5 protein-coding genes are annotated in these 4,938 nt (G+C 55.5%); 2 read left to right on the top strand and 3 right to left on the bottom strand.

Annotated features, from left to right (window positions below):
* Nucleotides 1-17: 17 nt before the first annotated feature.
* Nucleotides 18-641, bottom strand: a complete 624-nt coding sequence (locus R6U90_RS07670) for a lytic transglycosylase domain-containing protein (RefSeq protein ID WP_410352083.1) — start codon at nt 639-641, stop codon at nt 18-20.
* A 64-nt stretch (nt 642-705) separates the two neighbouring features.
* On the bottom strand, nt 706-1,371 hold the full coding sequence (locus R6U90_RS07675) for a thiopurine S-methyltransferase (protein ID WP_410352084.1): 666 nt from the start codon (nt 1,369-1,371) through the stop codon (nt 706-708).
* Between the two features lie 325 nt (nt 1,372-1,696).
* On the opposite strand from R6U90_RS07675, the gene R6U90_RS07680 reads away from it, so the two are divergent.
* Nucleotides 1,697-2,401 (top strand): MBL fold metallo-hydrolase, encoded by a 705-nt coding sequence (locus tag R6U90_RS07680; RefSeq protein ID WP_410352085.1) that lies wholly within the window; start codon nt 1,697-1,699, stop codon nt 2,399-2,401.
* Between the two features lie 218 nt (nt 2,402-2,619).
* On the opposite strand, the gene R6U90_RS07685 is transcribed toward R6U90_RS07680, so the two are convergent.
* Nucleotides 2,620-3,462: a class I SAM-dependent methyltransferase gene (locus R6U90_RS07685; protein ID WP_410352086.1), complete on the bottom strand. Its 843-nt coding sequence runs from the start codon at nt 3,460-3,462 to the stop codon at nt 2,620-2,622.
* A 364-nt stretch (nt 3,463-3,826) separates the two neighbouring features.
* Between R6U90_RS07685 and ispG the strand changes: the two genes are divergently transcribed.
* On the top strand, nt 3,827-4,938 hold a 1,112-nt coding region (ispG, locus tag R6U90_RS07690), incomplete at its 3' end, for a flavodoxin-dependent (E)-4-hydroxy-3-methylbut-2-enyl-diphosphate synthase (protein ID WP_410352087.1).

Raw genomic sequence — 4,938 nt, forward strand, 5'->3', positions numbered from 1 at the left:
CCTCGTCCCTGTGTTGTCTAGGGCCAGTTACTGTAATACGCGTGTTTTTTCAGCACTTTTTTCACATACTTGCGTGTTTCGGGATACGGCGGGATGCCCTGATAGCGGTCAACGGCATTTTCTCCGGCGTTGTAGGCGGCCAGCACGAGTTTGAGTTGCCGGGGATAGCGTTGCATCAGATCCCGCAGGTAGCGTACACCGCCTTCGATATTCTGGCGTGGACTGTAGAGGTCTGTGACGCCATAACGCTCGGCAGTGGCCGGCATCAACTGCATCAGACCGGAGGCTCCCTTGTGCGAGGTGGCATTGGGATTGAAGAAAGACTCGGTATGAATCACCGCCATGATCAGCGCCGCGTCAATCTTGTGCCGGTTGGCCACGGTATGAATAATGTTTTCAAAGCGTAGATAATTGGCAGCAGGCGCTGTATTAAAAGTGCTGTGACCGGCGGCATAGCGCCCCAGCCCGATCGGACTGCCACTTTTGCGCACCAGCTTGTGGGCCCTGTCGAATTGGGGCCGATCGGTGATGACCCGCGAGCCGTCGGGCAACTGATATAAATAGTATTCGGCCAGAACTGGCGGAGCAATTCCCCACAGCAGTCCCACAGACAGTACGACGGCAGTGACAGGCAGTTTCATAGCGACTCGGTTTCTGTTTTTCTTAAAATGGACATGATTATATCGGTTACCCGCGGGGAGAAGTTTAGGCCTTTTTTGGCGGCGTCAGCCGAAAGACTGACTCCTGCAGCCAGTCGAGTCCTCGCTTACGAAAGCGTTCATTCTGTGCCAGCACGTCTTCCGATTCCAGACGGTCGACCTGATAGTGTTGTTCGTACAGCTCCCGGATCTCTGTATCAGTCACGGCAAAGGGCGGCCCGTCCATTTTGGCGGGATCATAATCCAGAGTGATGAGCAGATGCGGGGCTGACATTGACACCAGAGTATTGAGAGTTTGGACATAACGGCGACGCATGTCCGATGGCAGGGCAATGAGCGAGGCCCGGTCATAGACCACGTCGATCTGCCCTGTATCCTGCGTTGTCAGGGCAAACAAATCGCCGCACAACAGAGTGATCGACTCGCCACGCCAGATATCGCAGTGCTGATTTTCGATGCGCGTCGCGCGTAGATGATTCTCGGCAAAAAAATCCTTAACCGCCCTCGGACTGACTTCCACACCGATCACCTCGTAACCCTGCCCGGCCAGCCAGACCAGGTCCAGGCTTTTACCGCACAACGGCACCAGAACCCGGGCGCCCGGCCTGACCGCCAGGCTGTGCCAGTGGGCGCGCAGATGAGGATTGATCTCGTCGAGATGAAACCCGATCAGGTTATTCTCCCAACGCTCGTGCCAGAAATCCGGTTCCATGCCTGCTCCATCAATCAAACGGCCCGACAGTTTACCCTTTCCCGGCCCGGATCCGAACCCCGCAAAAGCCCGTGACGCCGGTTTTTCACCGGGCAACAGCCCGCATAGAACCGAGAATAGCCGCTAACCACTGAAAAACGCCGACGACACCGAATCCGGCTGTTATCGGTGTAGGCAGTGAACCTGTACTCTCGATAATCGATGTTTACCGGGTAAGGGTCGAAGCCCTGTCCTTGATAATCCGGACAACATCACCGAGGGTGGGTTTTATCCGGCAGGGTGATTGGCCTATGATGAGACGATTGAATGGAACAGGAGGCAGGCCATGACGCAAATCGTGAACAACGCGCAGTACAGTATCGACGCGCTGGAACTTGGACCGATGGAGAACTTTATTTACGTGATCACCGATCATACCAGCGGTCGGGCTGCCGTGGTGGACCCAGCCTGGGAAGTGCCGGAGATTCTGGCACTGGCCGAACAACGCGGTATCAACATCACTGACATTCTGCTCACCCACAGCCACCACGACCATATCAATGGTGTTGAACAGGTGCTACAACAATACGACGCCCAGTTACACCTGCTCAAACCCGAAGCCAAGTTCTGGGGTAAACACCTGGATCTGCCCACCCTGCATCATGGCGGTGATACCATCAAGGTCGGTGACACAGAGATCCGGGCCCTGCATACCCCCGGCCATACGCCCGGCTCGGCCTGTTATCATATTCACGATCAGCTAATCACCGGCGATACCATGTTTGTCTGGGGGTGCGGGCGTTGCGATCTCAGCGGCGGTGACCCGGAACAGATGTACGACACCCTGAACAAGCTTGCCAAACTCCCCGGCAATACCACCACTCTGCCTGGCCACAACTACGCGGACCAGACCACCGCTACCATGGAAGAACAGATTCAGGGCAATCCCTTCATGCACTTTCACGACAAAGGCAAATTTGTCGATTACCGCATGCACATCCACGACCGCGTCCGCGAAGAGCCCTACCACGCCGAGCCGGCGGACGAATAAACAAACCCAACGCAGAGGCGTAAAGACGCAGAGGAAAACATTTTATACGAGACGATGGCGGAAACTGCTCACCGACTCAGACCTGCATCACACATAACAAAAAAGGCGCGAAAGCGCCTTTTTTCTTACACAGATAATGGTATTACCATTCTCTGTGCTATCTTATTAAATAATTAATTTTTCTCTGCGTCTTTGCGCCTCTGCGTTAATAATTACTCTCACTTCTCGGCGACGATGTAGATCATCCAGGATTCCTGGTTTTCCACTTCGCTCACTTCTTCGTATTCACCGGTGCCTTCCAACTCGTCCTCATCCTCATCGCTCTCTTCGTATTTTTCCCAGTACACACGTGACTTACTGAAGCCGGCTTCTTCGAGCAACTCGCGCACTTCAGGAATAGCCCACAGACGCCACTCATAGGTGAAGGCATTTTGCATACGGGAACCGTCATCGAAGTCGAAGTGGATAGCGCATTTCATATGATGGTCAATGGGATTGAAGGCAACATGTTCCCAGACATAGGTAGCCGGTTCATCCTCGATCTCGGTTTCCTCTTCCAGCACGTCCTCGCACTCTGTACCGCCGAACAGATCCAGAATCAACAGGCCATCGTCCACCAGACTCTCGCGGGCCTTTTTGAAGTATTCGATCAGTTCATCACGCTTTTCGAACAGGCAGTAACTGAAGTTAAAGGCACAAACGATATCCACCTGCGGCTCGGTTACGTTGCGCACGTCGTCGATGTGCAGGGCAATGCGATCAGTCAGATCGCCGCCTTCGGCCTCGATATTGTGCTTGCGGCCCCACTCGACGGTTTCTTCATCGTAGTCGACTCCGATAGCCGTGCGCTGCGGATCCGACTTGCACCACTCGGCGGCCAGATAGGCGGTGCCGCAAAAATCCTCTTTCATGCTCAGGGCCTTGCGGCCGCGCAGTTCAGGGAACACCTGGTCAAAAAAGGTCACTTCCGCTTCAGGGGCCTGCACCGACTTCTGATATAACACATGCCGGTCCGCCTGATCGGCCATGGTCGGTTTTTTGCCTGCCTTTTGTTTTGCCATTTCCTGTCCCCTGTATCAATTGCGTTGCTGTCCGAATTTCGGGCGCTATTATATAGGGTTTACACCGTTTTTGTATGAGCGATTGTGTGGAAATTGTCCGACTCCGGCAAATTACCCCGGGCAGATGGCCTGCAAATGAAGCCACCGAAAGTACCGAATAATGAAATATGTCGGTGTCCCTGGTGAGTTCGGTGCTTTTGGTGTATTCGAGAGTAGCCAGTTCGACCACGGGACTGCCACTGGCGCAGGCGCAGGCGCAGGCGCAGGCGCAGGCGCAGGCGCAGGCGCATTTTGTCACAGGTCCCGCTGGTGTAAAATGGATATGATATGATCTTGTCTTTGCTGTCAATGGCTTGCAAATTACATGAGTAAACACGTTCAACGCCAGCGCACGATCCCTGTCCAGGTCGGCCACGTCACAGTAGGGGGCGATGCCCCGATTGTGGTGCAGTCGATGACCAATACCGACACCACCGATGTGGCTGCCACGGTCCAGCAAGTCCGCGAACTGAGTCAGGCCGGCTCCGAACTGGTCCGCATTACGGTCAACAGCGCCGAGGCCGCCGCAGCGGTCCCGCAGATTCGCGAGGCGCTGGATCAGGCTGATTGCACAACTCCGCTGGTGGGCGATTTTCATTTCAACGGCCACAAGCTGCTCAAGGATTATCCCGACTGCGCCGCCACGCTTGCCAAGTACCGCATCAACCCCGGTAATGTGGGCAAGGGCAAAAAACGCGACGAGCAATTCGCCCGCATGATAGAAATGGCCATCCATTACGAAAAGCCGATACGTATTGGTGTCAACTGGGGCTCGCTGGATCAAAGCCTGCTGGCTCGCATGATGGACGAGAATGCGAAACTGCCCGAACCGCGCGAACCGACCGCGCTGATGCACGCGGCGGTAATCACCTCGGCCCTGGAAAGTGCCCAGCAGGCCGAAGAGCTGGGGCTGCCGCACGACAAGATTATTCTCTCCTGCAAGATGAGCGGCGTACAGGATCTGATCAGCGTCTATCAGGATCTTTCGGCACAATGCGATTACCCGTTACACCTGGGCCTGACCGAAGCCGGCATGGGCTCAAAGGGCATCGTCGCCTCCACTGCCGCACTGGCGGTGCTGTTACAACAGGGTATCGGCGATACTATTCGCATCTCCCTGACTCCGGAGCCGGGCGGCGATCGCTGCCAGGAAGTAGTGGTCGCCCAGGAAATTCTGCAATCAATGGGGGTGCGCGCCTTCACACCGAGGGTAGTGGCCTGTCCCGGCTGCGGTCGCACCTCCAGCACCTACTTCCAGCAACTGGCGATGGATATACAAAGTTATCTGCGCCAGCAGATGCCCCGCTGGCGTGAACAATACCAGGGCGTTGAAGAATTATCCGTAGCGGTGATGGGTTGCGTGGTAAACGGCCCCGGTGAAAGCAAGCACGCCAACATCGGCATCAGCCTGCCCGGCACCGGTGAAAAACCGGTTGC

The organism is Thiohalophilus sp., assembly GCF_046483665.1.
GTDB lineage: Bacteria > Pseudomonadota > Gammaproteobacteria > UBA6429 > Thiohalophilaceae > Thiohalophilus.